The following is an 18,489-nucleotide window of genomic DNA, read 5'->3' on the forward strand; positions in this document are numbered from 1 at the left end:
TGCGGTGTAAAGTCACACCGTTAACAACGCGGGTTTCATTAGTAAGTTCATATTTTGGAGATGTTTCTTGATTTGTAACTGTAGCTGTCATGCTAGTAGTCCTCGTGAATATTAAGTTTGTTATTGACAACCCATAAGGGCGCCGGGTGCTAACAAACACGGTCACAAGTCCGTCGTTACACTTTTCTCATAAAGAGTATTGTATGGTGTAACCACACCCGACAAAATCGTTATATGCCAACGATAGCATAAAAGAAAGTCAGTATTTTAAAGAATGGGAAAAACCTTTTCGTGGTTTATCCGCTTGTGATTTAGTGTTGTTAAGCACTTGCCAACCTTAATAAACGACCTTTTCTTTAAAGTCAATACGTATTTTTTATTTTTTTCACTTTTTTTCATTTTGATAATTACCCAATTGAATATCAAGCGCTTTTTCTAACTCACTGTCTATATCATAAGCTTGTGAATAACACTTCTCACCATCATCTCTAATCTCACAAATCAACTGATCTTTCACTGTACGTTTTTTGATTTTCTTATTCACCTCATCTATTAAAGGTTCATAACTCAATACGCTTTTTGGTAAATCACCTCCGTATATCCACGCTTTCACTTGTGCCTTGGTACTGTAATCAACTCTCTCTGGCTTTTCATGATACTGCCCGCCTTCAAATTCCTCGTATTCTCTTGATCCATCATCATATTCATAAAGATTATAAAAATACTCTGCTACCCCTAATCCCCATGGTGCATGCCCTCTTGCCATGGCTATAAATTTTTTTCGCACCGGCTGTTTACGATTTATTAAAAACATCTGTTTTAATATTTCCTAATCTAAATTCATAACTTTACCAATGGATTTATTTACCTCAAAATGGGCTGTACAGAAGCGTTTTTAATTTCGATATGGTTTACACCATAAAGTATCCAAATCGCTCTGTACGGTACCTTTTTATCGATTTAAACCCATATCTAATCCAGTATGAATACCAAACTTCACTAATTTGCTATCTAATCAATGTGCTTTACAATCCCACCAAGGCCATTAAAAACCTCTTCAAGCCTTTGTTTTTGAGCAAATGTAATGGGTTTGGAAAGCTCTATCGATGCTTGTTCTTTCAACTGCTGTTCACGTGTATTCAAAATCGCCTTGCGTACAAGATTGGCTTTCGTTAAAAGGTTGTTTTCCAAATCACGACACAACCTTACAAGTTCACGGGTGCTCGGAAAAAACGTATCTGATAAACCATCTATCTCATCACATAAAATCCGTTTAACCGTTGTCATTAGTGACCACGCAGAAACATTTTCCAAAACCATTCCATAAGTCAACGCCATGCCTTCATGATCTGCCTGTTGTGATATTTTCAAACCACATGATAACATGCGAATAGCCTTGGCTATATCCTCTTTGCTTGCTTTCACTGCAAACAGCTCTTGCAATTGATCACCAGCCTCTAAAGCAATCGCTTCCTGCTGTTTCGTTAATTGGCTGCCATCTTTCAAAATCAATGGAAAGCCCGGGGCTATCATCTTGTGAATGTGCTTCAAAGTACCCTCGATTTCCGATATCAAGGATGCTGTCTGCGATACGTTCCCCAATGCTTTTTTGCTTTTGAGTGTAATTTCCATAATTCCCACCTTGTTTATTTTTTGGATTATCTTTTGAATTTCTTACCCAATTGCGCCATGTTGCTTGCCAATCACGCTTGCTAGCGTCCTTACCTGCCTTGGCATTCCAAAAATCTCTAAATTTTGCGATTTCAACTTTCACACGCTCTGGAGGCAAGCCCTCTGTGAGAGCAAAATCGTAATCGGGTTCAAAATCTGCAGGCAATCGACAGCCTCTATCAGCTTTAACCCGCTTGGCTCTTTTGAGAACGCTTGCTTGCTCGTGAATGAGAGGTTGGTTTTCTGATGACGTTGCGTTTTGATCTGATTGGCTTTCAATCGCATCAACCTCGAGTGACGCTTCAATCAAATCCGTTGTTTCTAAATCTTCAAATTCAATTTCTTTTTTTGATAATACGATAGTATTATTTTTTTTATATATATTTGTATTGTTTGTATTGTTTGTTATGGCATCACAAGCATCATGCTTAGCATCATGCTTAATATTACAAGCATCATGCTTAGTATCATGCTTAATATTACAAGCATCTTTTGTATTTTTATCCCATCTTGCCTTTGCTGCCTTCTGTGCTCTCTCTGAAAACTTATTCAAATTCTCATTAGAGTTGTTAAGTTCCTCTTCAACTTGTAAACTCCACAAACGACCGTCTTCTAAACGTATCAGTCTCTCATCACTCAATAAAAAGTCTAGCGCTTTATTAAAAGCTTTTACTGAGCAACCAGAAATGCGTGCTAATATAGAGGCATTCTCAAGAATTGGCTGTCTCTTCTTATACATAAGCAATGTCAACATCATATAAGTCGATATTTGATGCGACGTCATTCCACTCGCTTCAGATACCCAATCAGAAGGAAAACAACGAACCCAAGCTAACTTAGTTGACATGCATTGCCTCCCCTCTTTTCTTACTCCACCTTGCTATTGCTGCTTTTGAAGCTCTTGCTGAAAATTTGCTGTTGGTATCATGAAAAGCTAATGACTTATGCCATAAGCTGCCATTCTCTAAACGCGTGATATGACCAGTGCTGATTAAACCCTCTAACGCCTTTTGAAACGTTTTCACTGAACACCCACACCAACTCGATAAATAAGACGCATTATTGATAAGAGGCGCTTTCCTATCATTCATTAGCAACACAAGTGTTGTATAAACAGCCTTCTCGGTCGATTTTAAGCCCATAAGATCTTTTAAAAACTGATCTGTACTAAACTTTACCCACGCCACTTTATTACTGGACATCACTCTAAGATCTCCTTCTCTTTAACCAAATATAAAATTGCTAAAGCATCCGCTTCATTATCATCACAAGGCACATGCCCTTTCGAACGCATTGCCTCTATCATCTCTTCTTTCGACGCATTCCCCTTCCCCGTCGTCGCTTTCTTAATCGTACTTACTGGTATCCCCTCATACGGTATCTGATGATGTTCACACCACGCCGTTAACGTTGCTAACAAGCCACCGTAAACATGCGCTGCATCAGTTCCAACATGACGCCTCACCTCTTCAAAATACACCGCGTCAATGCCACCTGCTGTTTGCTTTATCTCCGTTAGCCACTGCTTAAAGCGTAAATAACGCATCCCACCCCCTTCAAAACGACGGGGTTGGAAATTAATGGTACCACTTATGATACTATCGTCCCCTCCACGTATCGCCCACCCTGTCTTCGTACCTAGATCAAAACAAAGGATTGTATGAAGCATCTAACTCACCAGTATTTAAAATGATTGTTTTTTCTTAGAATGGTGCTTTAAATGACTTCTCTGCACACAATTTTACTGCAATTCACACAATAAGAAACGTTAGGAAGAGATAATTTTTGAATGAGCTTTTCTTGCTCGTTTATTATTTCACCTTTTTCATCTATCTCTTGTCTAAGCATTTTTATGTTTTTTAAATTGGTATAAATCGCATAACATGAAAACCAATTAACAATACAAGATACAATCAGTGCAATTAAGCTCATCTCTCTCCTCACTTACTTTTCTTCTTTAAACCGGTCATCACGACCAATCTGTTTTGCTTCGCATTCCATTAAGAAAAGAAGGCAACAAACCGCATGTGCCAAGTGTGATAAATCACTCTCAGCATCCTTACTTTCTCCACCAAACCATGCTAATAAATGACGCAAAGCTGCACCGTGAAAACGGCTCCAATCCATGCCATGACGCCAATTGTTTGCTCCGTATTTCTTGGCTCCAAACTCTAAAACTTTACCGATTTCAAGCAGTGCCAACGGCGGTACAAGCTCTAAACGTGGCTTGCCGTCATCATTCTTATGCGCTTCATTGGCTCCATTTGAGCTTTGTGAAATGTGTTTACGCATGTAAACTTCGTCGTTATCGCGAAAATCTTCATAATCACAAACATCTGCATTGCCGTAAATCTTGGCATGCTCTCTAATCTTGGCTTGCCCGTGTACTAACGCGTTATCATAAACTTTAGACTCATTGAAAACTTCAGCGTTGCCAAAAACCTTGGCTTGACCGTAAACACGAGACTTATTGTAAACTCGTGCATTCTCATAAATACGAGAATTGCCGTAAACTTCTGCTCCCCCTTTTACGAGAGCATTCTCATAAATTTGTGATTTACCATAAACACGGGTATGATCACCACAAACCTTAGCATTGCCATAAATCTGTGCTTGATCATAAACATAAGCATTATCAGAAACATCTGCACAACCATAGACCTTGGCATGTCCAAAAATACGTGCCCCGCCACCAACACGCGCATCACCATAAACCTTGGCATCTCCATAAACATAACCATTACCATAGGGTCTATCCGAACCAACTACCCAGCAATCTCCTTCGTGACTTAAGTTACCTTCATGTTCTATAAAACCACCTAAGTCACCTGCTTTTACTTTTCCAAAATCTCTTAATGCACGTATACGTTTAAGTGATACTATATGATGTAAAAACTCAGCAGGTTGACCAAGTCTAATCTCATGCTCCGTGAATTCATATTTCTTTTTAACAGCCATCATAAGCTCCTTAAGGCTGCAAACTATCGACGGTGGGATCAACACCGCAGCTCTTGCAAATTCTCGTTATTGGGGGGCATTGCTCTTGCATTAATTTTTGCAAGCGCTCAGGATAAAAAAAATCTTCTGGACGCAAATCTATACCATGATCACGGGCGTAATTTAAAAGCATCACTTGATATTTAGCTGGGATAATGCCGCCTTTACCCTCTCGCTTTTCAAAAGGATAAGCCCATTTATAAACAGCAGAAACATGACATTGAGAAATCAACGACACGCGTTTTGCACCGCCTAAATATTTTATAATCATAACTGCTGGAGTAATCATGTAATCCAAAATTTTCTGTCATATATTTACGTATTACGCAAATATAAACAAAATTTTCGTAATACGCAACATTGATTATTTAATAATTTTAATAGAGAAAAATAAAATGGATTTTCAAAAGCTAATAAAAATGTGGATTAATGAAAAATTAAATGAAATGGGGCATGGAAGCCGTAAGGCTTTAGGGCAACATTTAGGATTGGGTCCATCATCTATTACGCGCTTATTATCGATTGATGACTCTGACTCTAAAGCCTACCGTGATATCACCGCAGAAGAGCTAGTGAAACTACATAGTTTCTTTAAGGAGTATCCTCCGTATCCTGCTTTAAGCAAAATAGATCAAGATTTTTATGATCTATATTCGTCTTGTAATGAAGAAGAACGGAGGGCAACTTTAGCGTTTCTTCATACTTTAATCGAATCAAAAAAGCGATAGTTGCTATTTTTTCTTCATTTGATAATTGTAAAAATTTTTTTTTTGCAATCTTATAACCTTTCATAAAATCTCCAAATATCTATAAAAAAACACACTAATTTAGATAAATATTCATAAAATAATTTTCGTAATACGGTATTTTTGATATTGACATTACCGTAAAACGAAAATATGTTCACTCCATATCTTAGAAAATAACTTTTGCCAATAGGCTGTATGGAGGCATTTGTGACAAAACCAGTGTTTATAAATTCTGATGAAATTCTCTTAGTAGTATGCGAAAATGAAGAACAAAATCTCGCTAAATCTGGCCCGTTCTTAGAAGAAAAGGACATGATCAAATTTATCGACCAAGCCGATAATGCTGTTCAAATCTTCCGTGTGGAACCAACAACTAATCGTTGTGAAGATATTTCTGAAGATCTTGCCGAATGCTATCTTAAAGAATGTGAAGAACAGTGTTTCAATGGAAATATACCCCACGACTTTGTTCTACATAGCTCTGCATACGGTTTTTTTTTAGACGAAATCGAACAGCAGCGATATGAAGATGAAACTTACGGTACTTATGAACAGCAGCACCGTCTAACTCTTTCGGATGTCATTCCAAACTACCCTTCCTATAGAGGGCGTTTTTAAGAACGTCCCCTCTTTCCTCTTATTAAATATCTAATGGAGTGAAACGTGCCTAATCTTATAGAAGCAATAGAAAATGATTTTAATACCCAAACCCTTCCAACCATGTCTAGTCGTGAAATTGCAGAGTTTTGTGATAAACGACATGACCATGTTATGCGGGATATTCGTAAAATATTTAGAGAACTTAAAATCGACCTGAGTAATTTTGCTGGATTATACAAAGATTCAAAAGGGCGTACTCTTCCTTGTTACCATCTTCCTAAACGTGAATCTCTTATTGTCATTTTAGGTTACAACACTGTATTACGCGCAAAAATCATAGATTATTGGAAAAAATTAGAAGAGCAAGCTGCTAATCCTCAAATCGATTTTGCGAATCCTCAAACAATGACAGCTATCATAATGCATCTTAAAAATAAAATTAAACAAACTGCATAGGAATTCATCATGAATACTCTCATAGAGATAAAAGAACAAATCATTGATCAGGAAATCGTTCAGACAGTAAATGCACGTGATCTGCATGCATTCTTAGAGGCAAAACGTGACTTTTCAAATTGGATTAAGGACCGTATTACAAAATACAATTTTATCGAAGGACAAGACTTTGTAAAAACACAAGATTTGCGGTCGCCAAATTTGGCGAGCGCAAAATCTAGAGCTGTTATCGCGATTAACTACTACCTCACACTCGATAGAGCCAAAGAACTTTCTATGCTTGAGAACAATAAGAAAGGTAGAGAGGCTCGTTTATACTTTCTCGAATGTGAACGGCGTGCAAAGCAGGCAGTAACACCACAGCAAATCGATTACTCAAGTCCACAAGCAATGATTGGATTTTTGAATTACCTACAAGGACAAATAGATCAAAAAAACACTCTCATTAAAGAGTTAAAACCAAAAGCAATGGCTTTGGAAAGCTTACAACGTACAGATGGGCTCTTCGGGTTGACTGAAGCGGCTAAAATTCTCGAAATGCAACCAAGACAGTTCATTCTCTTCTTACAGAAAAAAAGATGGGTGTATCGACGAACTTTCGGGGCGCATTTATTGCCTTATCAAGACAAAATCCAAAAAGGTCTTATGGATTGCTCAACACACACTGTTCAAACTGAAAATGGAACAGAAAAAGTCATTCCTTCAGCAAAAATCACAACTAAAGGCATGGGGATGCTGTCTCAAGAAATTAAACGACAAAACATGCATTAAAAGGAAACAAACATGACAAATTCCCCTTTAACAACAATGGCTAGCAGATATGGATTTTCTCACGAGCAATTCCGTAAAACTATTATCAAAACATGTATCAATCATAACTTCTCTGATGAAGAATTCGCTGCTTTTATATCCGTAGCAAATACTTATGGATTAAACCCTTTAACAAAAGAAATCTATGCACTCCCTAAAAGAGGCGGCGGCATTATCCCTGTTGTCTCTATTGATGGATGGATTAAGATCATTAAATCTAATCCTCAATTCGATGGTATGACTTTTCAAGATCAAATCGATAACGATGGGAATCTGATCGCTATCAAATGCGCTATTCGTCTCAAAGGCATTAAAGACCCTATCGAAGTCACTGAATATTTAAACGAATGCAAACAAAAAACTGACACTTGGCAAAAATACCCAGCGCGTATGTTACGCCATAAAGCAACCATACAATGTGCACGATATGCTTTCGGTTTTTCCGGGATCTATGAAGAAGATGAAGCTGATCGGATCAATGAAGCAAGCCATAATACACAAGGACAATTTGTTTCTCATGCCATGCTCGAACAAATCAAAGAGTTAATCACACAAACAAAAACCAATGAAAAAAGTCTTCTCTCTTATGCAAACGTAGAAAAACTAACAGATCTGTCTCAAGAAAAAGCACTAGAGGTTTTAAGCCTTTTAGAAAAAAAGCAAAATATCCAAAGAGAAAAAACTCTCGAATACCTCCCTCAACAAAATCAAACAAACACACCTATACAAGAGGCCGAATATATTCATATTCAAGATATCGAATATGTCCCAACTCAACAAGAGCAACAAATGGCGGTGTGAAATGGAACAAAGAACTGCACAATGGTTTCAAGCAAGGCTAGGAAAAGTCACCGCTTCAAACGTTTATAACGTCATTAGTAAAACAGCAAAGGGAACCCCTACAAGCAAATATGAAGATTACAAAATCAAACTCATAACAGAACGTTTAACGGGGCAAACAAGCCCTTATTATGAAACCGAAGATATGAGATGGGGCATTGAACATGAAGAAGATGCTCTAAAAGAATATGCATTCATTTATGATACTGAAGTCACTCAATGTGGTTTCATCCAACATCCCACAATCAAAATGGCTGGGGCTAGCCCTGATGGGCTTATTGATAAGGACGGATTAATTGAAATCAAATGCCCAAGATCGACTACCCACATGCGTTTCTTTATCGATAATGAGATCAAACCAGAATATCATGCGCAAATGCAATTCCAAATGGCTTGTACAGAACGCAAATGGTGTGATTTCATAAGCTATGATCCACGTTTTACAAACCAAGCATCTCACTTACGCATGAAAGTCAAACGCATCTACCGTGATGAAAAACAAATCAAAGAAATTAATCAAGCCGTCGAAGCTTTTTTAGCAGAAATAGAACAAGAGATACAACGAATCTCAACAAAAGCCGCTTGAAATTATGGGGGTGCTTATCCTTACCAATGCCTCCTAGCACCCCCGCCCTTCATAACAATTTTTAATCAATGCGTGATTCACGCCACAGGTGAATTGCATCTCAATGTAAGGAGAAAAGATATGGCGCCTCGTCTAGCTACCATAACACAACCTGCCATTGCTCGGGCTTTAAGAGAAGCTAAAAAACAAGGCTGTGAACTCATAGAAATCAAACCTACTGGTGAACTGCTTATCTATCTGAAAGCAGATATCCCATTACCAAATTCAACAACACATCCTGATAAATTATGGAATTTATCGCGTGATGATTATGAATTTGATATCGTCTTATAGGTGATACCATGCCAAAACCACGCCCTCCTCATCTTGTGAAACAAATGACCAAAAGTGGCAAAATTGTATGGTATGTACGTATCGGTCATGGAAAACGCATTAGAATCCGTGGGACCTATGGAACGCAAGAGTTTGTTGATAACTACAAAAGTGCCCTTGTCGAATTACAAGGGTTAATACTCCCTAAATCCAAAACCGGTAAACTGGTTGAAGGATCATTTGCATGGTTGCTTAAACAATACTTTAACAGCTCCAATTGGCATAGCCTTTCTAAAACTACGAAAAGGCAAAGAGAGCTCATTCTTATGAAAATATGCGACTCCATAGGAAACATTCCATACCAAGCAATTAATAAGAAACATATCATAGCCGGTGTTGAACGGCGTAAAGAAACGCCAGCAATGGCTAGAGAATTTCTGAAAGTACTTAATGGGCTTTTTAATTGGGCAATTGACCAAGGTCTTTTGGAAAACAATCCCACGTTAGGCGTCAAAAAACCTCCTCTAAAAAATAAAGGGGGCTTTCCTGTCTGGACAGAAGAAGATGTCGAAAAATATTATAAAAGATGGCCACATGGTACCCATGAACGTGTTTGGATTGATGTTCTTCTTTACACGGGGTTGCGCCGTGGTGATGCGGTTCGTATTGGTTGGAAAGATGTGAAAGATAATATCATTCATCTCAAAACAGAAAAGAGCCAATTTAAAACAGATGTTTTTCTACCCATTTTACCAGAATTAGCAAAAACACTTAAAACTGGCCCCATAGGTGATGAAACATTCATTTGTAATAAACACGGGAAAAAAATACCCAAAGAAAGCTTCGGGCTTACATTTTATAATGCTTGTACCCAAGCAGGTATCAAAAAAACAGCCCATGGCTTAAGAAAATTAGCAGCAACACGTGCTGCTAACTCAGGGGCAACAGTCTCACAATTGAAAGCACTCTTTGGCTGGACAAATGATGCCATGGCATCTCTGTATACAAAGAGCGCAGATCGCAAAAAACTCGCTCTTGAAGCCATAAAAAAGCTTCAAAAAGATGGGGGATAGAGCCAAAAAAACGTAATAGAATCAGTAATCTTTAGATTACCTCATATTTGTTTAATATAATTGATTTTATTATAATGTAATATGCCCAGCAAGGCCATGTTGCTACGTCTTCCCACATAAACCAAATCTGCTCTGCACTTGCTTCTGTATTAATTTCTTCGCTATGTGTCCATTTAAACGTGATAATCTCCCCTTTTTTATAAAAATCACTTAATCTTTAGTGTTAAAAAATTAATACATAGATAACCCTTAAAGCTGCAAAACGATAAAATATTTAATATTCTCAAGTGTATTTAATAGGTAATAATTTAATAAACAAGCGATATTAATAAATTAAATACACAAACGTTCAATATAAATGAACACTATTTTCTATCTTAAATAAAAAGATCTGTTTTTTTAAGTTCATACAATAACAAAGATAGAATTTACTCACCATTTGGGATATAAATGTAGGCTATATAGCTTAAAGTTTTCAGCATTTGATAAAATGTTGAGGATCAATGTTTCACCAAAAGAAATGAGACAAAAAGGTATCATTGTCGTGAAATATATATTCTATTGGAGAAGAAATATTCATTGGTAATCAAGTTTAATAATACACTAAAGCTTTAACAATGCATTTCGCTTTTAATGTAGCTTAAATTAACAAACCAGTACATAACTTACAAAAATTAGCAGCAACACATGTTTTTCATTCAGATGCAATAATACCATATCTCAAAGCAATTTTTGGCTGAATAGAAGATTAGAGAACCTCACTTTAATATTATAACGTAAAAGGTTTTCTCTTGGAGCTATAAAAAAACTTCAAAAAATAGAGAGATTGAGACAAAAAGCATAATGAAATTAAAACGCATCAATTTCTTTGACATGAGAAGCTTTTATTGATTTTCTTCTTAACCTTTAAAGAAACCATATCAAATAAAGAAAACTGTAAAGAAGCGTTTTTTCATCCTACCAGATAAAAAAGAACTTTCTCAAGATGTCAGCGATCGTAATTTATAAAAACGTATTGCTGTCTCACCATAAAAACGCTCATCATCTAGATAAAACACGTCAGGTAAATGAATTATTGTATCTTTTTTTTCTTCAAGTACAAAGAGTGTATCAGCTTTTGCCCACCCTCCTCGCAAAGCTTCTACAAAAGCACGTTCTCCTAAACAACGGCTATAGGGAGGATCAGCACAGATAACATCAAATGGAAGCATTGTTCCAATATTGCCAAGTTTGGTTGCATCACGACGCAAAATCCGTCCTATCGACTGTAATTCAAAGGCTTCTATATTTTTTTGAAGCAACCCACGCCCCTCAACCGAGTTTTCAACAAAAACAGCAGCCTTTGCTCCACGTGAAAGTGCTTCGATACCTAAAGCACCAGTACCAGCAAATAGATCGAGAATGCGTTTATTAATCCAAAATTGCTCTTCACGGCTAGAAAGAATATTAAAAAGATTTTCACGCGTACGATCACTCGTTGGACGAATCGACTGATCAATAGGCGAAAACAAAACACGCCCAGCAAATTTACCGCCGATGATCCGCACGTAGACCTCCAAACCGCTTCAAAGTTTTTGCACCATCACCATGTGATTTAGATTTTTTCATAGCACCATCAAACGATTTTACTTTTTTCTTTCTCTTAAAAGAACGCTCCTCACAACCACCTTTTATCATTTTTTCTTTATTCTTTAAGAAGCGATCTTTCTTACCAAAGGTATGCGTCTCTTCATAAGATGTCTTGCCACGTTTTTGAACAAAAATTCCCTTCCTTTCTTTTTGCAAATGATTGTCTTTTAGTTTTTCCTTACCTCGATAAAAGGATTTTTTATCAGCCAAATTGCTCTTATGATCATGTAATTTCCCTTCATTATGAGAAGACTTTCTATGTACATTCTGCGGACGTGCTCCAGGAGCCATCCAAACATTAGCACGGCGAGAACGCGGTAGAAAACATTTTGCTTTTTCCTCCTCATTTTTTCCCTTATTCTTCACATTCTCATAAGACTTTGCTCTTAATCGTACACGATAATGCTCAACAGAACCATCTCTCGCTCTACGCCGTATCGCGCTTTCACTCGAGAAAACCCAACCATCATTTGTAACAGAAAGATCTTTCTGACCTTTCTTTTCTGCCACAACTGCAGAATTTGAAAATGGCTTAAGAATAGGAGCATCAAAATCTGCATTAGCCTGCATAATCAAATACTCTCCCAACTGATCTCGTAACATCCGACCTTTTAACTCTTGTACGGCTCCTTCTGCTAAATCAGAGAGATGAAATGGACCATAAGATACACGTATTAACCGATTAACTGATAATCCCAACGCCCCTAAAACATTCTTTATTTCACGATTTTTTCCTTCTCGCAAAGCGACAGAAAGCCATATATTCGACCCTTGTTCACGTTCAATTGAAGCTTCAATCGAACCATAAAAAATACCATTAATCGCAATACCATTTTTAAGATTATCCAACGCGCTCTGCTTTACTCTTCCATGAGCACGGACGCGATATCTGCGAACCCACCCCGTTACAGGAAGCTCTAATACACGTGCTAAACCACCATCATTGGTCAATAGCAGAAGCCCTTCTGTGTTAATATCAAGCCTTCCAACAGAAAGAACACGCGGCATTCCTTTTGGTAAATTACTAAATACGGTCGGTCTGCCTTCAGGATCACGGTTTGTAGTAACAAATCCTGCTGGCTTATGGTAAAGCCATAAACGCGTTCGTTCTATAGGAGATAAAGGTTTGCCATCAACTTTAATAACATCAGAGCGGCTAACATTAAAAGCAGGCGTTCTCACAACTGCACCATTCACAGAAACACGCCCTGCAACAATCATCATTTCTGCATCTCGACGTGAAGCAACACCTGCACGCGCTAACCTTTTAGCAATCCGTTCACTCTCATTATTCTCATTCATTTGCGTTTCAAACCAATCTCTACCAGTATGTTCAGAAAACTATTCGTATGCACCATACTGTTTATCCTAAAAGAGGAGGTAGCATAATCATTTATCATTTTCTATCCTTTAACGATAATAATATATCTATTGACTTGCAAATTTGTTTTAAACGCTTAAAAAAATAGATATATTCCTTTCATTATAAAAGCGTATAAATTATTCATTTTCCATAGCATTCCTTATCGAGAAATCTTTAGAGTTTCTATGCCTTTAGCAGAAAGAATATTATGACTTTGACACACATGGAAATAGCCCTTTTGGAAGCACAATGGGCTGCAAAAAAAGATGAGGTTCCCGTAGGCGCTGTCATTACACGCGGAAAAGCTATTATTGCACGTGCTGGTAACTTTATAAAATCTGCCTATGATCCTACAGGACACGCAGAAATGCGCGCAATTCGTATGGCCTGCGAAACATTGCAAAGTGAAAGGCTTCCTGATTGCGATCTTTATGTAACACTGGAGCCCTGTGCTATGTGTGCTGCTGCTATTTCATTTGCACGTATAAGACGTCTCTATTACGCAATAAATGATCCCAAAGGAGGAGCTATAGAAAATGGCCCACGTTTTTATCAACAACCAACCTGTCATCACAAACCTGAGATTTATTCTGGTTTTCAGGAAAAAGAAGCTGCTCAACTGCTTAAAGATTTTTTTGTACAAAAGCGATACTAAAAACAATTCTTCATCCATAACTTTCACTCTTTAGAACCTATCCTGTTTCTAAAAAGACTATTAATCCTTCGATATACTGAAAGCTATTTCGAAACATTTTTTCTATCATATCCTTTTAACACTACATATTGCTTCTATTAGATGATACATTCACTTATTATTTATAAGAATAATTTATTGTCCTTTATATAAAATATCGTGGAATATTCTCATTTCAAATAACGTTGAACCAATAAAAATCACTTTTTTACACTTCTACAAATGGGATGAGCGCGTGGATAAAATTTATATAAAAAAGAACTAAAAATGCCTCTTATGAACTATCTTTATGCAAGTGCTGTCGAACATTGGAGGCTGGAAAATATAATGATGGTGCTGGCTTGCTTCTCCACAAACATAAAGATGGGGATGCTCAATGGATTTACCGCTATACCATTCACTGGCGCCGTCGTGAAATAAGTTTGGGTACCTTAAGAGATGTTTCTTTAAAACAAGCGCGTGAAGCTGCAACAAAATGGCGTTCTATTTTACGTGAGTAGCGTAACCCCATTAAAGAATGCAATAAACAAAAACGTGAGACAAGAAGCAATCTCCATCATTTAAAAAACATTGTTTTGGATACTTTTGAAAGTCACAAAGCTGAATTAAAAGAGGATGGTAAGAATGGGAACTGGTTTATACCCTTAAAATTCATATTCTCCCCAAATTAGGCTGCATTTCCGTTTCAGAGATTATCCAAACAGAGATACGCAATACACTTGCCCCTATTTGGCATAAAGGTGACGATACGTAAAGGTTTTATCCTATATCATCCAAACAAGCGCGTTGTGAAACCGATTTAAAATCTTTAGAAAAATTCCTTGTGAAAGAGAGACACCAAACTACTCTCTCAATGCTATTAGCATATTGCTATTTCACAGAAATAATAATCTTTTCATATCAGTACTATAATTCTGGGTTAATGAAAACTTTATATGATAAGTATTGGAAGGACACTTAACATATTTTAATATTTTTTCTTTTCCCTAGCGACCAGTAGGTGTAATCTTTGCTGGTTGGCGATAATTTAAAGGTGGTTCCGTGAGATAGCGACGGTATTTTGGACTTCCAACTTGTGCTCTCTGACGACGTGAATATTCTCGTCGTTGTTTTGCATTCAACTGTGAAGAATTTTCTGAACCAACGCCATTAAATGAAGACTCTTTGTGAAGAAAAGAAGTATTTTCTTGATGTTGTTTCGATTCTGCTATTTTATTGACAAATCTATCTTGTTGTGGCAGCGGTAAAAATCTACGTGAACGAGGACTTGGTATCACAAGTTTTGGATGAGGCTTCATAACAAGCTGACTGCTGTTATTTGTTGGTGTTAATGAAGCAATATTAGCAACATCTTCAAAAAACTGTATCGAAACTGGTTTATCGGTCCCATAGGTAGGAGCAGATAAATTGCACCCTGTTAAAACACAGCATATACCTAAAATTGCTATTGGAAATATTTTTACTTCACGTTTTCTCACTACTTATTCCATTTCCCAAGTATACGGATGATTAATATTCCCGCTATTTACAAGAGAACGATCCATACACAAGTTTCCCCCCTGCAGATAAAACAACGCGGGATTTATCTCATACCATAAAAAACTATATTAATCAATATGAGAAATCTACTTGTATTTCTTTCCCTTGATTTAAAATTTTAAATCTTACCAAGAATCTGTAATTCCCGCAAAGCAGCTGCATCACGAGCAGATACGTCCGGATAAGCTTGATCACTCCCAACATCTTGCGTATAACGCCATGATCGAGCACATTTTTTTCCCAACGCCTTCTCTGGATATACACCAACACCTTCAACATCACTCAAAGTAAAAGCATTGGGAGGCACTACATCCTGCGTAATTGTTAGAGCACTGGTGATACAGATCTCCGCCATATCCACATTTTCTAATGCCTCTCGTAAAACCGGATCGGAAATAAAAACAATAGGAGCAGCTTCCAAAGAAGAGCCAATACGCTTATCAGCACGTTCAAGTTCTAGAGAACCTGTCACAACTTTACGGACCTGCCGAATTTTTTTCCAACGCTCAGCCAAAGATTGGTTTTGCCACTCTTCTGGTACAGAGCAAAATTGCTCCAAATGCACTGATGGCTTTTCTGGATAACGCTCCAACCAAGCTTCTTCCATAGTAAAAGGCAACATTGGAGCGAGCCATGTTACCATACGCTCAAAAATCTCACGAATAACCTGCAAAGAAGCCTTACGTTTTTTTGATGAAGGTGCATCACAATATAGAGAATCCTTGCGGATATCAAAATAAAATGCCGATAACTCAATGATTGAAAAATCTAATAATGCACGCATAACTTTTTTAAAATCAAACTCATCGTAAGCTCGATTGATTAACTGGTCAAGTTCAAAAAGCCTATGCAATATAAATTTCTCAAGATCAGGTAATACACAATAAGATATTTCTTCTCCTTCATCATGCGCTAAAATTCCAAGCATCCAACGAATTGCATTCCGTAATTTACGATATGAATCCACATTTGTTTGAAGAATTTTCTTTCCTAAACGCTGATCCTCCCAATAATCTGTTGTCATTACCCAAAGACGAAAAATATCAGCTCCAGATGTTTTAATGATTTCTTGCGGAACAACCGTATTACCTAAAGATTTAGACATTTTCTTACCATTCTCATCCAAAGTAAAACCGTGTGTAACCACTGCCTTATAGGGAGAGCAAGCACGTGTACCACAACTTTCCAAAAGAGAAGATTGGAACCATCCACGGTGTTGATCAGAACCTTCAAAATAAACATCTGCAGGCCACTTTAAATCAGCCCTATCTTCTAATACAAAGCTATGGCTTGCTCCAGAATCAAACCAAACATCCAAAATATCATAAACCTGCATCCAAGGCTCATGCGCACGATCACCCAAAAAACGTTCACGTGCCCCTTCAGCAAACCATGCATCTGCCCCTTCTGCTTCAAAAGCCCGTAAAATACGCTCGTTTACGCCTTCATCTTTTAGAACAATACCATCCTCATTTGCAAAAATACAAATAGGAACTCCCCAAGAACGCTGACGAGAAAGAACCCAATCAGGGCGATCTTCTATCATAGCAGCTAGGCGATTTTGCCCAGAAGATGGCACAAAACGCGTTTTTGACACAGCTTCTAAAGCCCGACTGCGTAAAGTTGAACCATCCCCAAGATCTTTATCCATTGAAATAAACCATTGCGGCGTATTTCGAAAAATAACGGGTTTTTTTGAACGCCAACTATGGGGATAGGAATGTTTTAAACGACCACGTGCAAACAATCGATCTGCTTTAATTAAAGCATTAATGACCTCTTTATTGGCATCGCCCATTTTTCCATTATCATCAATAACACGTGCTGGTCCCCCTTCACGATCCGGTCCTAAACCTGGAACATCTTTGGTATAGAAACCCGCATCATCAACAGGAAATGGTATTGATGAATCAATTCCCGCTTGCTCTAATAGAGGCTTATAATCATTCCAAATTTCAAAGTCCTCACGCCCATGGCTTGGTGCTGTATGGACAAAACCTGTACCAGCACTCTCTGTTACATGGGCTCCTTCAAGCAGCGCTATCTTATAATTATACCCTCCAGCCAAACCTTTGAGTGGATGAGAAAGAACAAGAGCTTTCAATTCGTCAGTAGAAATAACACGCAAACGATTTAAAACAAGTTTAGCTTTTTCTGCACAACTCATAGCTAGAGCATCTGCAAAGAAGAGCTTTTCTCCTGCTTGAGGACCGAAATCATTTTCCGCACTTTCAACTTCGTAAAGACTATAAGCAATCTGCGAAGAATAACTCACTGCGCGGTTAGCAGGAATTGTCCACGGTGTTGTTGTCCAAATAACGACATAAGCACCATATAAATCATCAGAATTTGCTTCAAAAACAGGAAACTTAACCCAAATCACCTCTGATTCATGATCATGATATTCAATCTCAGCCTCTGCCAAAGCCGTACGCTCCACAACAGACCACATCACCGGCTTGGAACCACGATAAATCTGATCTGACATAGCAAATTTTATCAATTCACTCGCAATGCGTGCTTCTGCATGAAAAGCCATTGTGGTGTAAGGTGTATTAAAATCCCCCACGACACCAAGACGTTTAAATTCTTCACTTTGAACTGTCACCCAATGCTGTGCAAATTCACGGCATTCTTGACGAAACTCATTAAGAGATACCTCATCCTTATTTTTTCCTTGTGTTCGATATTTTTCTTCAATTTTCCATTCAATTGGAAGCCCATGGCAATCCCAACCAGGAACATAGTTTGCATTAAAACCCCGCATTTGGAATGAACGGACAACCACATCTTTTAGAACTTTGTTTAAAGCATGCCCGATATGAATATGACCATTCGCATAAGGCGGGCCATCATGAAGAACATAAAATGGACGATCTTTTGCTTGTTGCCGCAATTGCGCATAAAGTCCTATATTTTCCCAACGCGCCATCAATTCAAGCTCTTTTTGCGGAAGCCCTGCACGCATAGGAAAATCTGTCTCTGGGAGATAAAGAGTTTTTGAATAATCTATTGTTTCATTTTTCACAGTCATTGTGAAATATTCCTATCCACTTTTACGATTTCATTTTTGCATAACTTCCCTGAACCCTGCAACTCTAGTTTTTATCTATAAGGAAAGCCGAGCTTATCATTCGTATTAAGCAGTGATCAAGAAAATATATCATCAC

The 18,489-nt window shown here is 37.7% G+C and carries 21 protein-coding genes and 2 pseudogenes; 10 read left to right on the plus strand and 13 right to left on the minus strand.

Features of this window, described 5'->3' with window-relative positions:
• Positions 1–385 precede the first annotated feature (385 nt).
• The 8 genes from MCY_RS06620 to MCY_RS06655 all read right to left on the minus strand — a co-directional run bounded on the left by MCY_RS06620 (position 386) and on the right by MCY_RS06655 (position 4,957).
• A complete protein-coding gene (locus MCY_RS06620) occupies positions 386–814 on the minus strand; it encodes a hypothetical protein (protein ID WP_007347597.1) in 429 nt (142 codons plus the stop codon).
• Between the two features lie 197 nt (positions 815–1,011).
• On the minus strand, positions 1,012–1,512 hold the full coding sequence (locus MCY_RS06625; RefSeq protein ID WP_019224163.1) for a hypothetical protein: 501 nt from the start codon (positions 1,510–1,512) through the stop codon (positions 1,012–1,014).
• Positions 1,448–2,518 (minus strand): DUF1376 domain-containing protein, encoded by a 1,071-nt coding sequence (locus MCY_RS06630; protein ID WP_007347599.1) that lies wholly within the window; start codon positions 2,516–2,518, stop codon positions 1,448–1,450. Before MCY_RS06630 ends, MCY_RS06625 begins: the two co-directional genes overlap by 65 nt.
• Positions 2,508–2,873 (minus strand): DUF1376 domain-containing protein, encoded by a 366-nt coding sequence (locus MCY_RS06635; RefSeq protein WP_007347600.1) that lies wholly within the window; start codon positions 2,871–2,873, stop codon positions 2,508–2,510. Before MCY_RS06635 ends, MCY_RS06630 begins: the two co-directional genes overlap by 11 nt.
• Entirely contained in the window at positions 2,873–3,340 is a 468-nt protein-coding gene (locus tag MCY_RS06640; protein ID WP_007347601.1) for a crossover junction endodeoxyribonuclease RuvC, read from the minus strand. The genes MCY_RS06635 and MCY_RS06640 overlap by 1 nt, the downstream gene beginning before the upstream one ends.
• Before the next feature lie 47 nt (positions 3,341–3,387).
• Positions 3,388–3,603 (minus strand): hypothetical protein, encoded by a 216-nt coding sequence (locus MCY_RS06645; RefSeq protein ID WP_007347602.1) that lies wholly within the window; start codon positions 3,601–3,603, stop codon positions 3,388–3,390.
• 12 nt (positions 3,604–3,615) lie between these two features.
• Positions 3,616–3,963, minus strand: coding sequence for a dATP/dGTP diphosphohydrolase domain-containing protein (locus tag MCY_RS10085; protein ID WP_244427268.1), 348 nt, complete (start codon positions 3,961–3,963; stop codon positions 3,616–3,618).
• 676 nt (positions 3,964–4,639) lie between these two features.
• Entirely contained in the window at positions 4,640–4,957 is a 318-nt protein-coding gene (locus MCY_RS06655) for a hypothetical protein (RefSeq protein WP_007347604.1), read from the minus strand.
• Positions 4,958–5,063: 106 nt separating this feature from the next.
• On the opposite strand from MCY_RS06655, the gene MCY_RS06660 reads away from it, so the two are divergent.
• The 8 genes from MCY_RS06660 (at position 5,064) to MCY_RS06695 (ending at position 10,094) form a co-directional block, all read left to right on the plus strand.
• Positions 5,064–5,396, plus strand: coding sequence for a hypothetical protein (locus MCY_RS06660; RefSeq protein WP_007347605.1), 333 nt, complete (start codon positions 5,064–5,066; stop codon positions 5,394–5,396).
• Between the two features lie 228 nt (positions 5,397–5,624).
• Positions 5,625–6,035, plus strand: coding sequence for a hypothetical protein (locus MCY_RS06665; RefSeq protein ID WP_007347606.1), 411 nt, complete (start codon positions 5,625–5,627; stop codon positions 6,033–6,035).
• A gap of 45 nt (positions 6,036–6,080) precedes the next feature.
• On the plus strand, positions 6,081–6,473 hold the full coding sequence (locus MCY_RS06670) for a Rha family transcriptional regulator (protein ID WP_007347607.1): 393 nt from the start codon (positions 6,081–6,083) through the stop codon (positions 6,471–6,473).
• Between the two features lie 9 nt (positions 6,474–6,482).
• Entirely contained in the window at positions 6,483–7,244 is a 762-nt protein-coding gene (locus MCY_RS06675; RefSeq protein WP_007347608.1) for a phage antirepressor Ant, read from the plus strand.
• Positions 7,245–7,256: 12 nt separating this feature from the next.
• Entirely contained in the window at positions 7,257–8,084 is an 828-nt protein-coding gene (gene bet / locus MCY_RS06680; protein ID WP_007347609.1) for a phage recombination protein Bet, read from the plus strand.
• Position 8,085: 1 nt separating this feature from the next.
• Positions 8,086–8,709, plus strand: coding sequence for a lambda exonuclease family protein (locus MCY_RS06685; protein WP_007347610.1), 624 nt, complete (start codon positions 8,086–8,088; stop codon positions 8,707–8,709).
• A 120-nt stretch (positions 8,710–8,829) separates the two neighbouring features.
• On the plus strand, positions 8,830–9,042 hold the full coding sequence (locus MCY_RS06690) for a hypothetical protein (protein WP_007347611.1): 213 nt from the start codon (positions 8,830–8,832) through the stop codon (positions 9,040–9,042).
• A gap of 8 nt (positions 9,043–9,050) precedes the next feature.
• Positions 9,051–10,094: a tyrosine-type recombinase/integrase gene (locus tag MCY_RS06695; protein WP_007347612.1), complete on the plus strand. Its 1,044-nt coding sequence runs from the start codon at positions 9,051–9,053 to the stop codon at positions 10,092–10,094.
• An 85-nt stretch (positions 10,095–10,179) separates the two neighbouring features.
• Here MCY_RS06695 and MCY_RS10370 read toward each other — a convergent pair.
• The 3 genes and pseudogenes from MCY_RS10370 to MCY_RS06705 all read right to left on the minus strand — a co-directional run.
• Positions 10,180–10,278 (minus strand): annotated as a pseudogene (locus MCY_RS10370) (SRPBCC family protein); the annotation flags it as partial.
• A gap of 796 nt (positions 10,279–11,074) precedes the next feature.
• Positions 11,075–11,641: a 16S rRNA (guanine(966)-N(2))-methyltransferase RsmD gene (rsmD, locus tag MCY_RS06700; protein WP_007347613.1), complete on the minus strand. Its 567-nt coding sequence runs from the start codon at positions 11,639–11,641 to the stop codon at positions 11,075–11,077.
• Positions 11,622–13,025 carry a pseudouridine synthase gene (locus MCY_RS06705; RefSeq protein WP_007347614.1) on the minus strand — a complete coding sequence of 468 codons (1,404 nt, stop codon included), beginning with the start codon at positions 13,023–13,025 and terminating at the stop codon, positions 11,622–11,624. The genes rsmD and MCY_RS06705 overlap by 20 nt, the downstream gene beginning before the upstream one ends.
• 269 nt (positions 13,026–13,294) lie before the next feature.
• Here MCY_RS06705 and MCY_RS06710 point away from each other — a divergent pair, with 269 nt between their 5' ends.
• Together MCY_RS06710 and MCY_RS09185 are read left to right on the plus strand one after the other, a co-directional pair.
• Complete coding sequence (locus tag MCY_RS06710) at positions 13,295–13,741, plus strand: nucleoside deaminase (RefSeq protein ID WP_007347615.1); 447 nt, start codon at positions 13,295–13,297, stop codon at positions 13,739–13,741.
• A gap of 306 nt (positions 13,742–14,047) precedes the next feature.
• Positions 14,048–14,516: pseudogene (locus MCY_RS09185) on the plus strand (integrase arm-type DNA-binding domain-containing protein); the annotation flags it as partial.
• A 250-nt stretch (positions 14,517–14,766) separates the two neighbouring features.
• Here the strand turns inward: MCY_RS09185 and MCY_RS06720 are convergent.
• Together MCY_RS06720 and ileS are read right to left on the minus strand one after the other, a co-directional pair.
• On the minus strand, positions 14,767–15,258 hold the full coding sequence (locus MCY_RS06720; RefSeq protein WP_007347616.1) for a hypothetical protein: 492 nt from the start codon (positions 15,256–15,258) through the stop codon (positions 14,767–14,769).
• A gap of 179 nt (positions 15,259–15,437) precedes the next feature.
• Complete coding sequence (gene ileS / locus MCY_RS06725; protein ID WP_007347617.1) at positions 15,438–18,353, minus strand: isoleucine--tRNA ligase; 2,916 nt, start codon at positions 18,351–18,353, stop codon at positions 15,438–15,440.
• Between the last annotated feature and the right edge of the window lie 136 nt (positions 18,354–18,489).

The organism is Bartonella rattimassiliensis 15908, assembly GCF_000278215.1.
GTDB classification, from domain to species: domain Bacteria; phylum Pseudomonadota; class Alphaproteobacteria; order Rhizobiales; family Rhizobiaceae; genus Bartonella; species Bartonella rattimassiliensis.